Source organism: Pseudomonas sp. B3(2017), assembly GCF_002113595.1.
GTDB lineage: Bacteria > Pseudomonadota > Gammaproteobacteria > Pseudomonadales > Pseudomonadaceae > Aquipseudomonas > Aquipseudomonas ekonensis.
In genome coordinates, this window is the sequence record NZ_NEIU01000002.1 from 124,113 (window position 1) to 142,450 (window position 18,338).

Below are 18,338 nucleotides of genomic sequence, written 5' to 3' on the forward strand. Positions count from 1 at the left end.
CCGTGCGGGAGCTAGCCTGCTCGCGACGGCGCCACCTCGGTTCCTCCGGCAACCACCCAAGGATCAGCGTCACCAGCACCTGCGCCTCGCGCCGGTCCTCGCGCAACCCCAACGACCGGCTCATTGCACCGCCCCCAGGTCAAACTCCAGCGGCTTGGCCGGTTTCTGCCCGATCCCGTACCAGTCCAGCTTGCGGGTCAGCACCATGAACACGCCCAGCAGCCCGAACAACAGCAGCGAGCCCATCAGCAGCGCGTAGTCTTCGGCGCTCAGCAAGCCGTAGAGCAGGCCGTACAGCGCCGCCAGCCCCGCCGAGAAACTCAGGCCGTGGCGCACGCTGCGCAGCACGTGGCACACATAGAAACCGATCAGCAGCACACAGGCGCCGGCCGACAGCAGATACGCCAGGGCGAAGCCGATGTGCTCCGACAACGACAGCAGCAACAGATAGAAGAACGCCAGCGCCACGCCCACCAGCGCATATTGCACCGGGTGCACCGCCAGGCCTTTGAGCACCTCGAACAGGAAGAAGCCGGCGAAGGTCAGGACGATGAACAGCAGCGCATATTTGATCGCCCGGTCGCTCTTGAGGTATTGGTCCACCGGATCGATGAAGCTCACGCCGAAGCGGCGCCCGTTGAACCCTTCGCAATCCCCCGCCACGCAGTGCTGCATGGCCTCCTGCAGGTTGGTGGAGAAGAACGAGGTCTGCCAGTCGGCGGTGAAGCCCTGATCGGTGATCTCCCGTTTGGCCGGCAGGAAGTTGCCGACGAAGCTGGGATGCGGCCAGTTAGCGGCCAGGCTCACACGGCTGGTCTTGCCCACCGGCAGCACCTGCAGCGAGCCGGTGCCTTGCAGGCGCAGGTCGAAGCCGAACGTCAGCTGCGTGGCCTTGCCGGCGTCCAGCGGCGGCAGCGTCACCCGCACGCCTTCGCCGAGCCAGCCCACTTCGGTGCCGGGCACGAAGTCCAGGCGCTGGCCGTCGAGTTCCAGCTTCAGCGCGTTTTCGATGCCGCGGATGTCGCTGATGGCCACGGCCAGGAACGGCGCCTCGAACCGGTAGTCGGCGAAGTCTTCCTTGATGCCCAATTGCGCCGGCAGCGAGAAATGCCCGCTGAGGCGGTTGTCGGCATGGAACAGCCTGGCCTCGTAGATGCCGCGGGCACGCAGTTCGGTCTGCACCTGGCCGTCGAGCTCGAAGCGCTCCGGCAGGAAGTACAGCCGTCCGCGGGCTTCGCTGAGCTCTTCATAGCGCTGGTTGGTCTTCTCGTTGGTCTTCCAGATACGGACAGTCTTGCGGTACGGCACCACCATCACCGGCCCGCTCACCTGCTGGCTGTAGCTGGAACTGCGGGCGATGTCTTCCAGCACCCCGTCACGCAACTGCTGGCGCTCGTCGATCACGCCTTCGATCATCAGCAAAGGCACCAGCAACAGCAGGATCAGCAGGGCGATCGCCCCGAGTTTCAATGCAAGGTTCTTGTTCATGGGACTCTCCCTGTTTCGGTGGGCAGAGTCTGGTTGGGCGGTGTGGGGGGAATGTGGGGGATGTGTGGAGTTTGTGTGGAGATTTGGCCTGCCTGATCGCGAGCAGGCTCGCGCCTGCACAAAGACAGCAAAGACAGCGACACGCGCTCAAGGCAGGCGCAGGATCACTTCCACGCCGTTCTCGGCATTGCCGACCGCCATCGAGCCGCCGTGCAGTTTGACCACCTCTTCGACGAAGTTCAGCCCCAACCCCGTGCTTTTGCGCCCGCTGTCCGGGCGGGGCAACGAATAGAACCGCTCGCTCAGGCGCGGCAAGGCGTAATCGGGAATCGGCTCGGCCTCATTGAACAGGCGAACCACCACCTGCCCGCCGTCACGTTCGGCGCTCAAGCGCAGCAAACCGCCGGCCGGCGTGAAGTCCAACGCATTCTCCAGCAGGTTGGCCAGCGCCTGGCGCAACAGGAACGGCTCGCCGGTCAACGCCAAATCCGCCGGGACGGCCTGTTCGACGCGCAATCGCCGGCCCTCGATCCGGGCGACCTGGGCCTGCAACAGTCCGTCCACCAGTTCCGCCAACGGCACCGTCACCTGTTCCTCCAGGGTCTGGCGCTGTTCCACCTGGGCCAGGTTCAGCAGCCGTTCGATCAACTGCTGCATCCGCGCGCTTTCGCTGTCGATGTTGCCGACGAAGCGTTGCCGGTGCTCCGCCGGCATGTCCCCCTGCAACAGCTCCGCCGCCCCGCGGATCGCCGCCAACGGGCTCTTCAGTTCGTGGGTCAGGGTGTGCACATAGCGTTCGACATAGGCCTTGCCTTCGAGCTGGGTGCGCATCTGCTCCACGGCCGTGGCCAGTTGCGCCAGCTCGCCGCCGCGATAGTGCGGCACTTGCGCCCGGCGGCCCTCGCTCACGGCCTGGGCGTAGCCGGTCAAACGGTGCAGGGCCCGGCTCAGCCACCACGACAGCAACGCGCCGAACAGCAGGCCGAGGCCGATCAGCGCGGCGCCGTAGCCCAGCAACCGGCGCTCGGTGCGGTCCACGTACGGTTGCAGGGAGCTGTTGGGCTTGGCCACCGTCACCACGCCGATGATTTTCCCGCTGTCGCGGATCGGCGCGCCTACGTGCATCACCGACGAGGCCGGGTCGTCCGGGTCGCTGCGGCTGGAGCGGGCGCCGTACTCGCCGCGCAGGGTCAGGTAGACGTCGTTCCAGCGCGAATAGTCCTGGCCCACTGCGGCGCCGCTGGAGTCCAGCACCACGATGCCGTTGGCGTCGGTGACGTAGATGCGGTGGTTGACCTGGTTCTTCGGCAGGCCCCAGATCGTCGCCTTCGGCTGGCGCTCGCCATAGGCGCGCAGCAGCTGCGGCCAGCGGTTCTGGTTGAGGGTGCCGGCCTTGAAGTCGTCGCGCAGGATCTCCGCCATCAGGTTGGCGGTGTCCACCAGGGTCTCTTCGGTGGACTGGCGCACGCCGGGGCGGATCTCTTCCATGACGGTGTTGAGCACGAAATAGCCGGTCAGGCCGATGAACAGCACGTACACCAGAAAGATCCGCAGCCCCAGCGGCATCAGCTGTGCCCCGGACTGTAGCTGTAGCCGAGGCCGCGATGGGTCTGGATCGGCTCGGCGTCGGCGCGCACCAGGCGCAGCTTGGCGCGCACGCTCTTGATGTGGCTGTCGATGCTGCGCTCGTAGCCGGCATCGGCGGCCACGCCCAGGGCATCGAGCAATTGTTCGCGGCTGAACACCCGCTCCGGCTGTTCGAGCAGGCATTGCAGCAGGCGGAACTCATGGCGGGTCAGGCTCAGGGCCTGGCCTCGGTAGCAGATCTGCACGCGCTCGGCATCGATGCGGAACAGGGCCGAGGCGGCCTCGACGGCCGGGCGCGGGGCCATGCGCTTGAGGATTGCCCGTACCCGCGCCGCGACTTCCCGGGGGCTGAACGGCTTGACCACATAGTCGTCGGCGCCGATCTCCAGGCCCACCACCCGGTCGATCTCGGCGTCCCGGGCGCTGAGGAACAGCACCGGCACTTCCGAGAACCTGCGCAGTTGCCGGCAGGTCTCGAAACCGCTGATGTCCGGCAGGCCGATGTCGAGGATGATCAGGTCGGCCGGGGTCTGGCGCTGATGGGCGAGCGCGGCGGCGCCGAGGCTCAGCCACGTGGTGGTGAACCCCTCGCCTTGCAGGGCAAAGATCAGCGTGTCGGCAATCGCCGCTTCGTCTTCGACAATCAGAATGTGAGGCATGGCGTCCGAGCCTGTGGGTTGGTGCGCGAACGGTGCCCCAAGCCTCGCCTTACGTCAATGAGACCACTTCGGCATCAGCAATCGGGCTTGTCGGCGGTGAAGCGCCGCGCCGGGTTCACCGCCGCGCCGAACTCACGCAAGGCCTTGGCCCCGATCAGCAACGGATAGTTGAAGCTGCTGCGGTCGGTCAGGTTGACCTCCACGGTGCGTTTGACGTTGCCCAGGCACAGCTCCAGGTCGACCACCGGACGCTTGGCGACCTCGACGCTGTCGCCCTCTTCGCCTTCCTCCTCGGAGCGGTTCTTGATCTTGCTGATCCGCGCCACCTTGTGCTCGTAGACCTTGTTGTCGGCGCCTTTGGTGGCGAGGCGAAAGCGCACCCACTCGTCGCCGTCGCGGGTGAAGGTCTCGATGTCCTTGGCCGACAGCGACGCGGTCAGTGCGCCGGTATCCATCTTCGCCTTGAGCACTTGGCCGCCGATTTCCGGCAGCGCGATGTATTCGTAGCGACCGTACAGGGTCGGTTCGGCGGCCATGACCGGCAAGGCCACCAGGGAAAGCAATGCAAGGAGGGATTTCACGTTGAGGGCTTCCTTGGGAAATGGGGGCGTCAGACGCCGAACTCTAGACCGCTGAAAATCACAATAGTTGATCACGCGCCGGCCTCTGCGGCGAGGGCGCCTGCTGGCGCCGGGACGGTTGCGCAGCCGGCGGAGGCAGGCGCCCTCGCCACCAGGGATCAACCCTACCCGCGCACAGGTGAAACATTTGTCACCGACGATTTGGCCTGTCGCCCGAAGCCACTTATCATGGCGCGCCCATCCGCTTTCATAGAGTCGCTTATGCGCCGCCTGCTCACCGGCTGTCTCGTCACCCTGCTGCTGTTGCTCAACACCCTGGCGCTGTTCGGCCCGCTGATGGTGTTCGCCCTGCTCAAGCTGATCCTGCCGGGACGCCTGCGCGACGTCGCTTCGGGGGCGGTGATGTGGATCGCCGAGACCTGGGCGGAGATCGACAAGCTGATCTTCCGCCTGTGCATCCCCACGCAGTGGGACATCCGCGGCGGCGACGACCTGCGCGGCGACACCTCGTACCTGGTGGTCAGCAACCACCAGTCCTGGGTCGACATCCCGGCGCTGATCCAGACCCTCAACCGGCGCACGCCGTTCTTCAAGTTCTTCCTCAAGAAAGAGCTGATCTGGGTGCCGTTCCTTGGCCTGGCCTGGTGGGCGCTGGACTACCCCTTCATGAAGCGCTACACCAAGGCGTTCCTGGCCAAGCACCCGGAACTGGCCGGCAAGGACCTGGAGATCACCAAGGCCGCGTGCGAACTGTTCAAGCGCCAGCCGGTGACCGTGGTCAACTACCTGGAAGGCACCCGCTTCACCGCGGCCAAAAGCGCCCAGCAGCAATCGCCGTTCAGCCACCTGCTCAAGCCCAAGGCCGGCGGCGTGGCATTCGTGCTGGCGGCGATGGGCGAACAGCTGGACGCGATCCTCGACGTGACCGTGGTCTACCCGCAAGAGAAGATCCCGGGGTTCTGGGACCTGATCAGCGGCAACGTGCCCCGCGTGATCGTCGACATCCAGACCCGCGAGCTGGACCCGGCCCTGTGGCAGGGCGACTACGAGAACGACCCGGCCTTTCGCGAAAAGGTCCAGGGCTGGGTCAACCAGCTCTGGACCTTGAAGGATCGGCGCATCGCCGAACTGAAGAACGAACGCCGCTGACTCAACTGCCGGCGCCGGTGCCCCAGATACTGCCCAGGCTCTGCAGCAGCGGGCCGCCGACGCCCTGCTGACCGAGGAACTGCAGCAGCACCGGGGCAAACTGGCCGACCATGCCGCTGTCCATGCCCAAGGCACCGAAGGCGTTGTTCAGGTCGTTGGTGTCCTTGACGTTGCCCAGGGCGTTGTCCAGCCCGGCGGACTTGCCCGAAGAACCCAACAGCCCGCTCAGCATGGCCAGGTTGCCGGCCCCGCCCGACAGCTGGTCGATGCCCGGCACGCTCTTGGCCAGCTCCGAGTAGTCGGTGTTGCTGAGCTGGTTCTTCGCCAGCCCCAGCATGGCGCTGGTGCCGCCCACCGCCTGTTGCGGGGTGACGTTCAACGCGCCCAGGGCGTTGAGCAGGCCGGCGGTCTGCGAGGTCGGCGCAGCATCCGCGGCCTTGTCGCCGCCCTGCATGCCCGCCACCGCGCCCGCCACGTCGTTCAGGCTGAAACCGGCGAACACGGGGCCGGCCAGCGCCATCAGCGAGGCCAGGGCAATACCGCGCGAAATCTTCATTCAGACATCCTCTTGTGGCATCAAAGCCGCCCGACAGGCAGCGAAACTGCCGGTTTGACCGGGCATCCGCCGGCATGTTCCGGGGCGGTGCGGCCATATTCCGCGTGCCGGTGTCCATACATCGTGAAAAGGACCTCAGGGCGCCGCTGCCGGTCAGCGATAACACCGTCGGCGACTATCAAGAAATGCACTAAAGGACTGTCATATCTGACAGTTACCCGATGGCGGATCCTCACCTACATTGAATCTGCGGTCTCGGAAAGGGTACGCCCGCCTGACGAAGGCGGCCGACCCGTTATTCAGTCAAGCGAGCAGGAAGTGCAGAGCATGGCAATCAGACAGGACGGTACAGTCAAATGGTTCAACGATGAAAAGGGTTACGGGTTCATCACCCCGGAATCCGGCCCGGATCTCTTCGTACATTTCAGAGCCATTGAGGGCAGCGGCTTCAAAAGCCTCAAAGAAGGTCAGAAAGTAACGTTTGAGGCCGTACAAGGACAAAAAGGCATGCAAGCGGACAAGGTTCAAGTCAAAGACTGAGGCACCCTTGAACCGGCGCACCACTCCGCGTCTGTCCCACCGCAGGCGCGGGTAACCCATACGGGAGAGGCGGCGATGGAGAGACGTTGGCGCGACTGCGATGAACCGAACAAGGCCGAGATGGCGGACTCGCCAGAGGAGTGGGCGATGCAGGCCAATCTGTCCTCCCCTTCCATCGTCTTTTGCATCGACCCGTCGGATCCGTTGATGAAGCGGATCAAGGCCGGGCAAACCGTCACGTACGAACTGGTGCGCGGAGACAACGGTCAGTGGTATGCCATCGATATCCGGCTGGAGTCTGACGCGACAGAGGAAGACAACTTTGACACCGCCTGACGCCTGCTCCCATTTTCCGTCGACAAACAAAAAACGGCGCCCCTCAGGCGCCGTTTTCCTTTTGCCGCTCTGGCCTCAGGCCGCGCTGAACAGCTTGTGCGGATCGATCACAAACTTCTTCGGCACGCCGGCGTCGAACTCGCCGTAGCCTTCCGGTGCCTGGTCGAGGCTGATGACCTGCACGCCCACCACTTCGGCGATGTTGATGCGGTCCCACATGATCGCCTGCATCAGCTGACGGTTGTACTTCATCACCGGGGTCTGCCCTGTGTGGAAGCTGTGGGACTTGGCCCAGCCCAGACCGAAGCGGATGCTTAGGCTGCCCATCTTCGCCGCCGCGTCCACCGCGCCCGGATCCTCGGTCACGTACAGGCCCGGAATGCCGATCTTGCCGGCCACGCGCACCACGCCCATCAGCGAGTTGAGCACCGTGGCCGGGGCTTCCTGTTTCACCCCGTCATGGCCATGACCACGGGCTTCGAAGCCCACGCAGTCCACGGCGCAATCGACTTCCGGCTCACCCAGCAGCGCAGCGATCTGCTCATGCAGCGGCGCGTCCTTGGACAGGTCGACGATCTCGAAGCCCTGGGCCTTGGCGTGGGCCAGGCGGATCGGGTTGACGTCGCCGACGATCACCACCGCCGCGCCCAGCAGGCGCGCCGAGGCGGCCGAAGCCAGGCCGACGGGGCCGGCGCCGGCGATGTACACGGTGCTGCCCGGACCTACGCCGGCGGTCACGGCACCGTGGTAGCCGGTCGGCAGGATGTCGGACAGGCAGGTCAGGTCGCGGATCTTCTCCATGGCCTTGTCGCGGTCCGGCAGCTTCAGCAGGTTGAAGTCGGCGTACGGCACCAGCACGTACTCGGCCTGGCCGCCGGTCCAGTCGCCCATGTCGACGTAGCCGTAGGCACCGCCGGCGCGGGCCGGGTTGACGGTCAGGCAGACGCCGGTGTGCTGCTCCTTGCAGGAACGGCAGCGCCCGCAGGCCACGTTGAACGGAACGGACACCAGGTCGCCGATCTTCAGGCTCTCGACGTCGCTGCCCTTCTCGATCACCTCGCCGGTGATCTCATGGCCCAGCACCAGCCCGACCTGGGCGGTGGTGCGACCACGCACCATGTGCTGGTCGGAGCCGCAGATGTTGGTGGAAACCACACGCAGGATGACACCGTGCTCGATTTTCCTGCCGCGCGGATCCTGCATTTTCGGATAGTCGATCTTCTGCACTTCGACCTTGCCAGCGCCGAGATACACCACACCACGATTGCCAGACATGCTTTCACCTCGCTGTTGTTTTTATGGAACCGCGCCGCCCAGGCAGGCCGCGCGTTGAGTGCTCGGGTACAGATGCTGAATCTTGTGTCGCCTGTTATGGCCTCATCGCTGGCAAGCCAGCTCCCACAGGATCCCTGATGGGTTCAAGATCTGTGTACGACACAAATCCCTGTGGGAGCTGGCTTGTCGGACCGCCGCAACGCAGCGAAACCAATCTAAAGAACGACCGTGCGGTTGGCGTTGAGGAACACCCTCCGCTCGATGTGATAGCCCACGGCCCGCGCCAGGGTCAGGCCCTCGATGTCGCGCCCCTTGGCGATCAGGTCTTCGGGGTAATGGCTGTGGTCCACGGCCTCGACGCCCTGGGCGATGATCGGCCCCTCGTCCAGGTCGTTGTTGATGTAGTGCGCCGTGGCACCGACCAGCTTCACGCCCTTGTTGTAGGCCTGGTGGTACGGTTTGGCGCCCTTGAAGCCCGGCAGCAGCGAGTGGTGGATGTTGATCGCCTTGCCGTCGAGCTTGCGGCACAGTTCCGGCGACAGCACCTGCATGTAGCGGGCGAGGATCACCAGTTCGGCGCCGGCCTCCTCGATCACCTGCCACACCTGGCGCTCCTGGGCCGGTTTGTCGTTGGGGTCGAGGGGGAAATGGTAGTAGGGAATCTGGTGCCAGTCGGCCAGCGGCTTGAGGTCCGGGTGGTTGGACACCACCGCCGCCACATCCATCGACAACTGGCCGATGCGCTGGCGGTAGAGCAGGTCGTTGAGGCAGTGGTCGGCCTTGGAGACCATGATCACCACTTTTGGCCGGTAGTTCGGCGCCGTCAGCTCGAAGACCATGCCGAAGGCCTGGCCGCGCTCGGCGAGGCCGGCGCGGAACGACTGCTCGTCGAAGCCGTCGGGCTGGCGGAACTCCACGCGGATGAAGAACCGGCCCGAGAGCCGGTCATCGAACGAATGGTGCTCGGTGACGTAGCAGCCCTGCTCGTAGAGAAAACGCGTGACCGCGTCCACCGTGCCGAGGACGCTGGGGCAGTCGGCGGTCAGAATCCATGTATCCGGGGCGCGGCTCATAAGGGATCGCTCCTGAAACTTTGATAATCGTTGCGCCCCTGCGGGAGCGGGCAAGCCCGTTCCCGCAGGGGGATGACGATCAGGCCTGGACGCTCAGGCCGTATTCGGCGGCGGCATCCTGCAGCCACAGCCACCAGTAGTCCGAGAAGCTGCGGCGGATCAAAAGCTCCCAGGTGTCTTCGGCGGTGTGGCGGATCATCAGCTGCGACTTGGCGAACACCGTGCCGACCGCCTTGCCCACCGGGAAGTTGTTCGGGTGCACGTCGTAGCTGGTGGACTTCATCAGCACCTGACGCACGTTCGGCCCGCTCAGTTCGAGCAGTTGCTGGCCGCCGCTGACGTTGACGATGGCGATGTGCAGGTCGCCCAGCGCCTCGCGCAGCTTCTGCTCGGCGGCGAACTCTTCGCCGCTCGGCACGATCAGCAGCCACTCGTCCGGGCCCATCCACTGCAGGCTGGTCTCGCCCTTGACGATGACGCTCAGGGCGCCCGGCAGCTCGATGCCCAGGGCCTTGTGCACGCCGGCGGCGAAGGCGGCGTCATGGCCGTCGCCGCGCAGGGTCAGGTGGCCCAGGAGTTTCTTTTCGCGCACGGTCACGCCGGCGTTCTTGCGGCCCTTGCCCACCAGTCCGGCGAGGTCGGCATGATGCAGCGACGACTCGGCCTTGGCCCCGGTGGTCGGGCGTTGTTGGTACACATTGGCTGCGGTCATAAAGCACCCTTTCTGAATTCTGTGTTCCTGTGGGAGCTGGCTTGCCAGCGATAGCGGTGTGTCGGTCTGACGCTATCGCGGCGATGCCGCGGGCCGACAAGCCCACTCCCACAGGGACTGTGGTGTCTCAAATGTTCTGGCGATCGCCTTTCGGATCGAAGAACACCGAAGAAACGATCTCCGCCTCGATCACGCGGCCGTCGGCCAATGGCGCGAACACCCGCTCGCCCAGGCGCTTGAGGCCGCCCTTGACCACGCCCATGGCAAACGAATAGCCCAGGGAGTTGTGCGCGTAGCTGGAGGTCACGTGGCCGACCATGGTCATCGGGATCGCCTGCTTGGTGTTGAACACCAGTTGCGCGCCCTCCGGCAGCCATTGGTTCGGGTCGATCGGCTTGAGGCCCACCAGTTGCTTGCGCTGGTCGCGCACGCAGTCCTCACGGTTCATGCCGCGCTGGCCGATCCACGAGAACGGCTTGGTGCGGCCGACGCACCAGCCCATGTTCAGGTCGTCCGGGGTCATCGAGCCGTCGGTGTCCTGGCCGACGATGATGAAGCCCTTCTCGGCCCGCAGCACGTGCATGGTCTCGGTGCCGTACGGGGTCAGGTTGTACTTCTTGCCGGCCTCGACGATCTTTTCCAGCACGCCCATGGCGTAGTCGGCCTGCACGTTGACTTCGTACGACAGCTCGCCGGTGAACGAGATCCGGAACACCCGGGCCGGCACGCCGCCGACCAGGCCTTCCTTCCAGGTCATGAACGGGAAGCCGTCGCGGTCCAGGTCGATGTCGGTGACTTCGCTCAGCAGCTTGCGGCTGTTGGGGCCCGACAGGGTCATGGTCGCCCAGTGGTCGGTGACGGAGGTGAAGTACACCTTCATGTCCGGCCACTCGGTCTGGTGGTACAGCTCCAGCCACTGCAGCACGCGGGCCGCGCCGCCGGTGGTGGTGGTCATGACGAAATGGTTGTCGGCCAGACACGCCGTCACGCCGTCGTCGAAGACCATGCCGTCTTCCTTGCACATCAGGCCGTAGCGGGCCTTGCCCACGTCGAGCTTGGTCCAGGCGTTGGTGTACACGCGGTTGAGGAACTCACGGGCGTCCGGGCCCTGGATGTCGATCTTGCCCAGGGTCGAGGCGTCCAGCAGGCCGACGCTGTCGCGCACGGCCTTGCACTCGCGCTTGACCGCCGCGTGCAGGTCTTCGCCGTTCTTCGGGAAGTACCAAGGGCGTTTCCACTGGCCGACGTCCTCGAACTCGGCGCCGTTCTTCAGGTGCCAGGCGTGCAGCGCAGTGAAGCGCACCGGCTCGAAGAGGTGCCCGCAGTGCCGGCCGGCCACGGCGCCGAAGGTGATCGGCGTGTAGTTCGGACGGAACATCGTGGTGCCCATCTGCGGGATGGTGATGTTCATCGAACGGGCGGCGATGGCCAGGCCGTTGATGTTGCCCAGCTTGCCCTGGTCGGTGCCGAAGCCCAGCGCGGTGTAGCGCTTGACGTGCTCGACCGACTCGAAGCCCTCGCGGGTCGCCAGTTCGATGGCGGCGGCGGTGACGTCGTTCTGCAGGTCGACGAACTGCTTCGGCGCACGGGCGGTGCCTTTCTCGTGGGGCACCTGGAACAGCGCCAGGGTCGCTTCCTCGAGACGGCTCAGGGCCTTGGGCAAGGTGCCTTCGACCACCGTGAAACCGGCCTCGCTGGCGGCGCGGGCGCCGCCTTCGAAACCGTCGGCCAGCGAATCGCCGAGGCCGTAGACACCGTTGATGCCGCCGACGCAAACGCGTTTCTGCGGCGCTTCGCCCGGCACGAAGCCGAGGATGTCATCACGCCAGACCGGCTTGCCGCCCAGGTGCGACGCCAGGTGAACCACCGGGCTGTAGCCGCCGGAGCTGGCGATCACGTCGCAGTCCAGCCATTCGCCGGGACTGGTCACGGCATGGGCTTTCACATCGATGGCGGCCACGCGGGCGGCCGTCACGCGCTTGCTGCCCCGGGCCTCGATCACGGCGCTGCCGGTGAGGATGCGGATGCCTTTGGCGCGTGCCTCTTCCACCAGCGCACCGCGCGGGTTGCTGCGGGCGTCGGCGATCGCCACCACTTGCAGGCTGGCGTCGAGCCAGTCCAGCGCCACGCGGTAGGCGTGGTCGTTGTTGGTGCTCAGGACCAGCTTCTTGCCCGGCGCCACGCCGTAACGGCGCACGTAGGTCGAGACCGCGCCGGCCAGCATGTTGCCCGGCACGTCGTTGTTGCCGTAGACCAGCGGACGCTCATGGGCGCCGGTGGCCAGCACCACGCGCTTGGCGCGCACCCGGTGGATGCGCTGGCGCACCTGGCCGATCGGCGCACGGTCACCGAGATGATCGGTGAGGCGTTCGTGAATGGTCAGGAAGTTGTGGTCGTGGTAGCCGTTGACCGTGGCGCGCGGCAACAGCAGCACGTCCGGGGTGTTCTTCAGCTCGGCGATGACGCCGGCGACCCACTCCACGGCAGGCTTGCCGTCGAGGCTTTCGCGGGAGTCGAGCAGGCTGCCGCCGAACTCTTCCTGCTCGTCGGCCAGGATCACCCGGGCGCCGCTGCGCGCAGCGGCCAGCGCGGCGGCCAGGCCTGCGGGGCCGGCGCCGACGACCAGCACGTCGCAGTGCTGGTTCATGTAGTCGTAGCTGTCCGGATCGTTCTCGGTCGGCGAGCGGCCGAGGCCGGCGGCCTTGCGGATGTACTTCTCGTAGGTCATCCAGAACGACTGCGGATACATGAACGTCTTGTAGTAGAAGCCCGGCGGCATCAGCTTGCCGCCGACCTTGCCGAGGATCCCCATCATGTCGTTGTTCACGCTCGGCCAACCGTTGGTGCTGGTGGCGACCAGGCCCTGGTACAGCGCCTGTTGGGTGGCGCGCACGTTGGGGATCTGGGTGGCTTCGGTGGCGCCGATCTGCAGCACCGCGTTCGGCTCTTCGGCACCGGCGGCGAAGATGCCGCGCGGCCGGGAATACTTGAAGCTGCGGCCGATGATGTCGACGCCGTTGGCGATCAGCGCCGACGCCAGGGAGTCGCCCTCGAAACCCTTGTAGCTCTGGCCGTTGAAGGTGAAGCTCAGCACTTTGTTGCGGTCGATCCGTCCACCGTTGGACAGGCGATTGATCTGGCTCATACCTTCTCTCCCAGAGCCTGCGCGGCCGCTTTCGGACTGTCGGCCTTGTCGGTGAATTGCGGCTTGGCGCCGATCTTGTAGGTTTCGAGGATCTCGTAGGTCACGGTGTCGCGGGTGACGTTGAAGTACTGGCGGCAACCGGCGACGTGGTCCCACAGCTCATGGTGCAGGCCGCGTGGGTTGTCGCGGAAGAACATGTAGTCGCCCCACTGCTCGTCGGTGCAGGCGTTCGGATCCAGCGGACGCGGGATGTGCGCCTGGCCGGAAGCGTGGAATTCCTCTTCGGAGCGCAGTTCGCCGCAGTGAGGACAGAAGATGTGCAACATGGGGATTTCTCCTGTTAGTGGGCGACAGCCGCAGCGCCGTGTTCGTCGATCAACGCACCGTTGTGGAAACGGTCGATGGAGAAAGGTGCGGCCAGCGGGTGCATCTCACCCTTGGCCAGACTCGCGGCAAACACGTTGCCCGAGCCAGGTGTTGCCTTGAAGCCACCGGTGCCCCAACCGCAGTTGAAGAACATGTTCGGCACCGGGGTTTTCGAAATGATCGGGCAGGCGTCCGGGGTGGTGTCGACGATGCCGCCCCACTGGCGGTTCATGCGCACGCGGGACAGCACCGGGAACATCTCGACGATGGCCTGGATGGTGTGCTCGATCACCGGGTACGAGCCGCGCTGGCCGTAGCCGTTGTAGCCGTCGATGCCGGCGCCGATCACAAGGTCGCCCTTGTCGGACTGGCTGATGTAGCCGTGCACGGCGTTGGACATGATCACGCTGTCGATGATCGGCTTGATCGGCTCGGACACCAGCGCTTGCAGCGGGTGGGATTCGAGCGGCAGGCGGAAGCCGGCGAGCTTGGCCATGTGGCCGGAGTTGCCGGCGGTGACCACGCCGACGCGCTTGGCGCCGATGAAGCCCTTGTTGGTCTCCACGCCGATGCACACGCCGTTTTCCTTGCGGAAACCGATCACTTCGGTCTGCTGGATCAGGTCCACGCCCAGGGCGTCGGCCGCACGGGCGAAGCCCCAGGCCACGGCATCGTGGCGGGCCACGCCGCCGCGGCGCTGGACGGTGGCGCCCATCACCGGGTAGCGGGTGTTCTTGGAGCAGTCCAGGTACGGGATCTCGTCCGCCACCTGTTTGGCGTCGAGCAGTTCGCCGTCGATGCCGTTGAGGCGGTTGGCGCTGACCCGGCGCTCGGAGTCGCGGATGTCCTGCAGGGTGTGGCACAGGTTGTAGACGCCGCGCTGGGAGAACATCACGTTGTAGTTCAGGTCCTGGGACAGGCCTTCCCACAGTTTCATCGCGTGCTCGTACAGGTGCGCCGACTCGTCCCACAGGTAGTTGGAACGCACGATGGTGGTGTTGCGGGCGGTGTTGCCGCCGCCCAGCCAGCCCTTCTCGACCACGGCCACGTTGGTGATGCCGTGCTCCTTGGCCAGGTAGTAGGCGGTCGCCAGGCCGTGCCCGCCGCCGCCGACGATGACCACGTCGTAGACCTTTTTCGGGGTCGGCGTGCGCCACATGCGCTGCCAGTTCTCATGGTGGCTGAGGGAGTGCTTGAAGAGGCCGAAGCCCGAATAGCGTTGCATAGTCATTACTCCAGAACCGCTCAGCGATAAACCGGGAAGTCAGCGCACAGGGCCGAGACCTGCTGGGCGACGTTGGCCTCGACGTCGGCGTCGCCGAGGTTGTCGAGGATGTCGCAGATCCAGCCGGCCAGCGTCACGCACTGGGTCACCTTGAAGCCGCGGGTGGTCACCGCCGGGGTGCCGATGCGCAGGCCCGAAGTGACGAACGGCGACTGCGGGTCGTTCGGCACGGCGTTCTTGTTCACGGTGATGTGGGCACGGCCCAGCGCCGCATCCGCGTCCTTGCCGGTGAGGCCCTGACGGATCAGGCTGACCAGGAACAGATGGTTGTCGGTGCCGCCGGACACTACATCGTAGCCACGTTTGACGAATACGCCCGCCATCGCCTGGGCGTTCTCGATCACCTGCTGCTGGTACGCCTTGAAGCCGGGCTCCAGCGCTTCCTTGAAGCACACGGCCTTGGCGGCGATGACGTGCATCAGCGGGCCGCCCTGGGCGCCGGGGAACACAGCGGCGTTGAGCTTCTTCTCGATCTCTTCGTTGGCCTTGGCCAGGATCAGGCCGCCGCGCGGGCCGCGCAGGGTCTTGTGGGTGGTGGTGGTGACCACGTCGGCGAACGGGATCGGGTTCGGGTACAGGCCCGCCGCCACCAGACCGGCCACGTGGGCCATGTCGACGAACAGCAGCGCACCGACCTTGTCGGCGATCTGGCGGAAACGCGGGAAGTCGAGGGTCTTGGAGTACGCCGAGAAGCCGGCGACGATCATCTTCGGCTTGTGCTCGACGGCCAGGCGCTCGACTTCGTCGTAGTCGATCAGGCCGGTGGCGGTGTCGATGCCGTACTGCACGGCGTTGTACAGCTTGCCCGAGGACGACACCTTGGCGCCGTGGGTCAGGTGGCCGCCGTGGGCCAGGCTCATGCCCAGGATCGTGTCGCCGGCCTGCAGCAGGGCCAGGTACACGGCGCTGTTGGCCGAGGAGCCGGAGTGCGGCTGGACGTTGGCGTAATCGGCGCCGAACAGTTGCTTGGCGCGCTCGATGGCCAGGGCCTCGACCTTGTCCACGTGCTCGCAGCCGCCGTAGTAGCGCTTGCCCGGATAGCCTTCGGCGTACTTGTTGGTCAGGCCGCTGCCCTGGGCCTCCATGACGCGCTTGCTGGTGTAGTTCTCGGACGCGATCAGCTCGATGTGATCTTCCTGACGTTGCTCCTCGGCATTCATCGCCGCCAGCAGTGCATCGTCGTAACCCTGGATCCGGTCTTGCTTGCTGAACATCGCGTCTCTCCCAGCGGCGTCTGTGCGCCATTCGTCTCGGTCAGGCACCGGCGTTTCGGCGGTGCCCTTTGGATGCGATGGTATGACCGGTTCGGACACGTCAAATGCCTACGGACGCCACGCAAAGGCGCGTTTACGACATGGCGCGAAACCGGCGGGCCAGACGCAAGGCCCGACGCCTGGCGATGCCCGCCGCACCGCCGACCTGTGGCAGCCGGCCTGCTGGCTCCCACATGGATCGGTGGTGCAGGCCGGACGGCATCGCTGTACAGTTCCGCAAGCGACATCCCGTGCGCGCCCCGGACGATCTTCGGTACAGTGCGCACCCTCATTGACCAACGGGTCACCACAAGTGCCCCGATCACGGAAGCCGGCCATGACCGACAAGAGCCAACAATTCGCCAGCGACAACTATTCCGGCATCTGCCCCGAGGCCTGGGCCGCCATGGAACAGGCCAACCAGGGCCACCAGCGCGCCTACGGCGACGATGAATGGACCGCCCGCGCCTCGGACCATTTCCGCAGGCTGTTCGAGACCGACTGCGAGGTGTTCTTCGCCTTCAACGGCACCGCCGCCAACTCCCTGGCCCTGGCCTCGATGTGCCAGAGCTACCACAGCGTGATCTGCTCGGAGACCGCCCACGTCGAGACCGACGAGTGCGGCGCGCCGGAGTTCTTCTCCAACGGCTCCAAGCTGCTGATCGCCGGCACCGAGAACGGCAAGCTGACCCCGGCCTCGATCCGCGAGATCGCCCTCAAGCGCCAGGACATCCACTACCCCAAGCCCCGCGTCGTGACCCTGACCCAGGCCACCGAAGTCGGCAGCGTCTACACCCCGGACGAAGTGCGCGCCATCAGCGCCACCTGCAAGGAACTGGGCCTGAACCTGCACATGGACGGCGCCCGCTTCTCCAACGCCTGCGCGTTCCTGGGCTGCTCGCCGGCGGACCTGACCTGGAAGGCCGGCGTCGACGTGCTGTGCTTCGGCGGCACGAAGAACGGCATGGCGGTCGGCGAGGCGATCCTGTTCTTCAACCACGAACTGGCCGAAGACTTCGACTACCGCTGCAAGCAGGCCGGCCAGCTGGCCTCGAAGATGCGCTTCCTGTCGGCGCCGTGGGTCGGCATCCTGGAGAACGACGCCTGGCTCAAGTACGCCCGCCACGCCAACCGCTGCGCGCAGTTGCTGGCGGAGCTGGTCAGCGACATCCCGGGCGTCGAGCTGATGTTCCCGGTGCAGGCCAACGGCGTGTTCCTGCAACTGTCGGAGCCGGCCCTCGCCGCGCTGACCGCCCGGGGCTGGCGCTTCTACACCTTCATCGGCAAGGGCGGCGCACGGTTCATGTGCTCGTGGGACACCGAAGAAGAGCGGGTGCGCGAGCTGGCGCGGGACATCCGCGAGGTGATGACCGCGTAACACGCCCCTGTGGCGGGGGAACCTGCTCCCTCGCCGCAAGCCCCCGCCCCTGCACGCCCTCCTGCCTGGTCTACAGTGTGTGTCGAGCCTTTCCGCTCACATAACAACAAGCAGGAGCGAACGCATGTCCCTCAAAGGCAAGACCCTGTTCATCACCGGCGCCAGCCGTGGCATCGGGCGCGAGATCGCGCTGCGGGCCGCGAAGGACGGGGCCAACATCGTGATCGCGGCCAAGAGCGCCGAGCCCCACCCGAAACTGCCCGGCACCATCCACAGCGTGGCCCGGGAAGTCGAGGCGGCCGGCGGCCAGGCGCTGGCCCTGCAAGTGGATGTGCGCGACGAAGACGCCGTGCGCCAGGCGCTGGCCCAGGCCAACGAACGCTTCGGCGCCATCGATGCCCTGGTGAACAACGCCGGGGCGATCAAGCTCACCGGCGTGGCCCACATCGAGCTCAAGCGCTTCGACCTGATGCACCAGATCAACACCCGCGCGGTGCTGCTGTGCAGCCAGGCCGCCCTGCCCTACCTGAAAAAATCCGCCGGGCACATCCTCAACCTGTCGCCGCCGCTGAACCTCGCGGCAAAATGGTTCGCCCAATACAGCCCCTACACCGTCACCAAGTACGGCATGAGCATGCTCACCCTGGGCATGAGCGAGGAATTCGCCGCCCACGGCATCAGCGTCAACTCCCTGTGGCCGCAGACCATGATCGCCACGGCGGCCATCGAGTTTCAGCTGGGCAACCGCGAGTCGTTCAAGCATGCGCGCACCCCGGCGATCATGGCGGACGCGGCCCACGCCATCTTGAGCAGCAGCGGGCGGCAGATCACCGGGCGCCTGCTGATCGACGAGGAGATCTTGCGCGAACACGGCGCGACCGAATTCGGCCACTACCGCTTCGAACCGGACAGCGACGCCAAACTGATGCCCGACCTGTTCATCGACTGAACAATT

17 protein-coding genes are annotated in these 18,338 nt (G+C 65.8%); 5 read left to right on the forward strand and 12 right to left on the reverse strand.

Annotation, left to right across the window (positions count from 1 at the left end; all coding sequences use genetic code 11):
• Nucleotides 1-120 precede the first annotated feature (120 nt).
• The 4 genes from creD to CAG33_RS03190 all read right to left on the reverse strand — a co-directional run bounded on the left by creD (nucleotide 121) and on the right by CAG33_RS03190 (nucleotide 4,315).
• Complete coding sequence (creD, locus tag CAG33_RS03175; RefSeq protein ID WP_085586790.1) at nucleotides 121-1,488, reverse strand: cell envelope integrity protein CreD; 1,368 nt, start codon at nucleotides 1,486-1,488, stop codon at nucleotides 121-123.
• A 147-nt stretch (nucleotides 1,489-1,635) separates the two neighbouring features.
• Nucleotides 1,636-3,054 carry a two-component system sensor histidine kinase CreC gene (gene creC / locus CAG33_RS03180; protein ID WP_085636895.1) on the reverse strand — a complete coding sequence of 473 codons (1,419 nt, stop codon included), beginning with the start codon at nucleotides 3,052-3,054 and terminating at the stop codon, nucleotides 1,636-1,638.
• Complete coding sequence (gene creB, locus CAG33_RS03185) at nucleotides 3,054-3,734, reverse strand: two-component system response regulator CreB (protein ID WP_085586788.1); 681 nt, start codon at nucleotides 3,732-3,734, stop codon at nucleotides 3,054-3,056. Before creB ends, creC begins: the two co-directional genes overlap by 1 nt.
• Before the next feature lie 74 nt (nucleotides 3,735-3,808).
• On the reverse strand, nucleotides 3,809-4,315 hold the full coding sequence (locus tag CAG33_RS03190) for an ATP-dependent zinc protease (protein ID WP_085586787.1): 507 nt from the start codon (nucleotides 4,313-4,315) through the stop codon (nucleotides 3,809-3,811).
• 261 nt (nucleotides 4,316-4,576) lie between these two features.
• On the opposite strand from CAG33_RS03190, the gene CAG33_RS03195 reads away from it, so the two are divergent.
• Nucleotides 4,577-5,464, forward strand: coding sequence for an acyltransferase (locus tag CAG33_RS03195; protein ID WP_085636898.1), 888 nt, complete (start codon nucleotides 4,577-4,579; stop codon nucleotides 5,462-5,464).
• A gap of 1 nt (nucleotide 5,465) precedes the next feature.
• On the opposite strand, the gene CAG33_RS03200 is transcribed toward CAG33_RS03195, so the two are convergent.
• Nucleotides 5,466-6,020 (reverse strand): DUF2780 domain-containing protein, encoded by a 555-nt coding sequence (locus CAG33_RS03200; protein ID WP_085586785.1) that lies wholly within the window; start codon nucleotides 6,018-6,020, stop codon nucleotides 5,466-5,468.
• A gap of 327 nt (nucleotides 6,021-6,347) precedes the next feature.
• Between CAG33_RS03200 and CAG33_RS03205 the strand changes: the two genes are divergently transcribed.
• Nucleotides 6,348-6,560, forward strand: a complete 213-nt coding sequence (locus CAG33_RS03205; RefSeq protein ID WP_085586784.1) for a cold-shock protein — start codon at nucleotides 6,348-6,350, stop codon at nucleotides 6,558-6,560.
• 75 nt (nucleotides 6,561-6,635) lie between these two features.
• Nucleotides 6,636-6,896, forward strand: coding sequence for a hypothetical protein (locus CAG33_RS03210; RefSeq protein ID WP_085636901.1), 261 nt, complete (start codon nucleotides 6,636-6,638; stop codon nucleotides 6,894-6,896).
• 75 nt (nucleotides 6,897-6,971) lie between these two features.
• Here the strand turns inward: CAG33_RS03210 and fdhA are convergent, their stop codons facing one another.
• The 7 genes from fdhA to CAG33_RS03245 form a co-directional block, all read right to left on the reverse strand.
• A complete protein-coding gene (gene fdhA, locus CAG33_RS03215) occupies nucleotides 6,972-8,171 on the reverse strand; it encodes a formaldehyde dehydrogenase, glutathione-independent (RefSeq protein ID WP_085586782.1) in 1,200 nt (399 codons plus the stop codon).
• Nucleotides 8,172-8,386: 215 nt separating this feature from the next.
• On the reverse strand, nucleotides 8,387-9,244 hold the full coding sequence (gene purU / locus CAG33_RS03220) for a formyltetrahydrofolate deformylase (RefSeq protein WP_085586781.1): 858 nt from the start codon (nucleotides 9,242-9,244) through the stop codon (nucleotides 8,387-8,389).
• A 79-nt stretch (nucleotides 9,245-9,323) separates the two neighbouring features.
• On the reverse strand, nucleotides 9,324-9,956 hold the full coding sequence (locus CAG33_RS03225) for a sarcosine oxidase subunit gamma (protein ID WP_085586780.1): 633 nt from the start codon (nucleotides 9,954-9,956) through the stop codon (nucleotides 9,324-9,326).
• 127 nt (nucleotides 9,957-10,083) lie between these two features.
• Nucleotides 10,084-13,101, reverse strand: a complete 3,018-nt coding sequence (locus tag CAG33_RS03230) for a sarcosine oxidase subunit alpha (protein WP_085636904.1) — start codon at nucleotides 13,099-13,101, stop codon at nucleotides 10,084-10,086.
• Complete coding sequence (locus CAG33_RS03235; RefSeq protein WP_085586778.1) at nucleotides 13,098-13,427, reverse strand: sarcosine oxidase subunit delta; 330 nt, start codon at nucleotides 13,425-13,427, stop codon at nucleotides 13,098-13,100. Before CAG33_RS03235 ends, CAG33_RS03230 begins: the two co-directional genes overlap by 4 nt.
• A gap of 14 nt (nucleotides 13,428-13,441) precedes the next feature.
• Nucleotides 13,442-14,692, reverse strand: coding sequence for a sarcosine oxidase subunit beta (locus CAG33_RS03240; RefSeq protein WP_085586777.1), 1,251 nt, complete (start codon nucleotides 14,690-14,692; stop codon nucleotides 13,442-13,444).
• Between the two features lie 20 nt (nucleotides 14,693-14,712).
• A complete protein-coding gene (locus tag CAG33_RS03245) occupies nucleotides 14,713-15,966 on the reverse strand; it encodes a serine hydroxymethyltransferase (RefSeq protein WP_085586776.1) in 1,254 nt (417 codons plus the stop codon).
• Between the two features lie 376 nt (nucleotides 15,967-16,342).
• Here CAG33_RS03245 and CAG33_RS03250 point away from each other — a divergent pair, with 376 nt between their 5' ends.
• Together CAG33_RS03250 and CAG33_RS03255 are read left to right on the forward strand one after the other, a co-directional pair.
• Complete coding sequence (locus CAG33_RS03250) at nucleotides 16,343-17,383, forward strand: low specificity L-threonine aldolase (RefSeq protein ID WP_085586775.1); 1,041 nt, start codon at nucleotides 16,343-16,345, stop codon at nucleotides 17,381-17,383.
• Nucleotides 17,384-17,507: 124 nt separating this feature from the next.
• Nucleotides 17,508-18,332, forward strand: coding sequence for an NAD(P)-dependent oxidoreductase (locus CAG33_RS03255; protein ID WP_085636908.1), 825 nt, complete (start codon nucleotides 17,508-17,510; stop codon nucleotides 18,330-18,332).
• The last annotated feature ends 6 nt before the right edge of the window (nucleotides 18,333-18,338 follow it).